This window comes from Candidatus Zixiibacteriota bacterium (assembly GCA_021159005.1).
GTDB lineage: Bacteria > Zixibacteria > MSB-5A5 > UBA10806 > 4484-95 > JAGGSN01.
This window is the reverse complement of the sequence record JAGGSN010000141.1, coordinates 1-1896: the sequence shown is the minus strand read 5'-3', so window position 1 is coordinate 1896 and position 1896 is coordinate 1. Positions and strand designations below refer to the sequence as shown.

Sequence of the window (1896 nt, the reverse complement as noted above, 5' to 3'; positions counted from 1 at the left end):
CCCGTTTTTTCAAAAACTATGATTTCCACTTATTGAAAATGTTAACCCTATGAAGCATACTATACTATAAAGATTTTACCGGAATTTTCGGGGAAACTCCTGATAATTTCATTTAATGAAACATAAAGAGTGTTTTATCTTCTTTTAATATAAGCTATTGATGGAAAATAACAAAACCGGCCTATGATAAGACCGGTTTTATTAACTGTAGTTAAACTATCGATATAGATTATGCTTCAGACTGAGCAGCCTTCTCTTTTGGCGGATTTTTCAGCATATCAGCCGCCAGTCCCACACCTGATAACAAACTGGAAACCTCAATCGGGAAGAACAGCTTGTTGGCTTTGCCATCGGCGATTTGCTTTAATGATTCCAGATAGCGCAAAGTAATCAGTTTATCATCCGGCTCGCCTTTGTGAATAGCCTGGAAGACATTGATAATTGCCTCAGCCTCGCCCTGCGCCACTGTTAGCTTCTGATATTTTTCAGCATCAGCTTTCTTTTTAATAGCCTCCGCCTGTCCCTCAGCCTCTAAAATGGCAGACTGTTTTTCGCCCTCGGCGCGGGTAATCTCTGCCTGCTTGATGCCCTCAGCTTCGAGGATAGCAGCGCGCTTGTCGCGTTCGGCTTTCATCTGACGGCTCATAGCATCGGTGATATCCATAGGCGGGTCAATCTTTTGTATCTCCACCCGGTTGACTTTAACGCCCCACTTATTGGTAGCTTCATCGAGCACTTCACGCAGTTTTTCGTTTATAACATCGCGTGAGGTTAGAGATTGGTCAAGCTCCATCTCGCCCAGCGTATTCCTTAGATTAGTCTGAGCCAGCTTAACAGCCGCATAGATAAAATCAGTTATCTCGTAATGAGATTTGAACGGGTCTGTTACCTGGCAATAAATAACCGCATCAACCTCGACCACCACATTATCCTTGGTGATAATCGACTGCGGCGGGACATCTACTACTCTTTCGCGCATATCCTTTTTTGCCATAGCTTCAATTACAGGCATGATTATATTCAATCCCGGCTGGCAGGTGCGGCGATATCGTCCAAGCCTTTCAACCAAGCCGCGCTGATAGGGTCTGATAATACGCATAGACATAGCGGCAAAAATTACCGCTAAAATTACGATTGCGATAATGAATCCATATTCCATCATTTGCTCCCTTCTAATTTCTGAACTTTGAGCATTGTTCCTTTTACTTCGATTATTTTTACTGTTTCCCCAACTTTTATCTCATCGGATGCTAAAGCTCGCCATGATTCCCCCTCGATTTTAACCTGTCCTTTCTGTGATATTGGTACGATGTCCTCAATTACGACGGCGGTTTTGCCAATTAAGGCATCAACGCCGGCTTGAGGAGTTTGGTCCTCGGCAAAGCGTTTTGCCAGAATACGAGAAATCGGTATGGCTATCACTGAAACTATCACAAATCCGGCGGCTTGATAGCCCATGGATGGCGATACATAGGCAATACCAGCGGCGACAAGAGCGCCCAGCGCAAAACACGCAATAAAGAATCCGGCGGTAAATATCTCTATGACAATTAGGATTGCCGCAAGTATCAGCCAGATATAAACAGGCATATTAACCTCCTTTCACATTCATTTAATCAGAGTATAAAAATTAACTCTAACTATCGTAAATTGTTGTCATCTTATATCAATCGATAACAATTTCAGGTTTTATCATTTATTATATACTTAATACACTAAAAGGAGAGTTTTATTCAACAATTAATAATGAATAATGAAAAATAAATAGTTGCCGCAACTATCATTCCTATTGATATTTATTGGGAATCACCAATGGAATATTATATAAAAAACTACACTACTGTCCGGCCTTTTGTCCGCCTTAGGCGGATGCTATAGTGATGTCATTCCCACACT

General features: G+C 41.7%; 2 protein-coding genes. Both read right to left on the bottom strand.

What is annotated here, in order from left to right:
- Positions 1–229: 229 nt before the first annotated feature.
- The gene (locus tag J7K40_09460) at positions 230–1159 is read right to left on the bottom strand and encodes an SPFH/Band 7/PHB domain protein (protein MCD6162624.1); all 930 of its coding nucleotides are present in this window, start codon (positions 1157–1159) and stop codon (positions 230–232) included.
- Entirely contained in the window at positions 1159–1590 is a 432-nt protein-coding gene (locus J7K40_09455; protein ID MCD6162623.1) for an NfeD family protein, read from the bottom strand. Before J7K40_09455 ends, J7K40_09460 begins: the two co-directional genes overlap by 1 nt.
- Between the last annotated feature and the right edge of the window lie 306 nt (positions 1591–1896).

Bases quoted from the DNA above. Each gene is read 5' to 3' on its own strand.
- J7K40_09455 (MCD6162623.1), bottom strand. From the start codon at position 1,590: ATGCCTGTTTATATCTGGCTGATACTTGCGGCAATCCTAATTGTCATA.
- J7K40_09460 (MCD6162624.1), bottom strand. From the start codon at position 1,159: ATGGAATATGGATTCATTATCGCAATCGTAATTTTAGCGGTAATTTTT.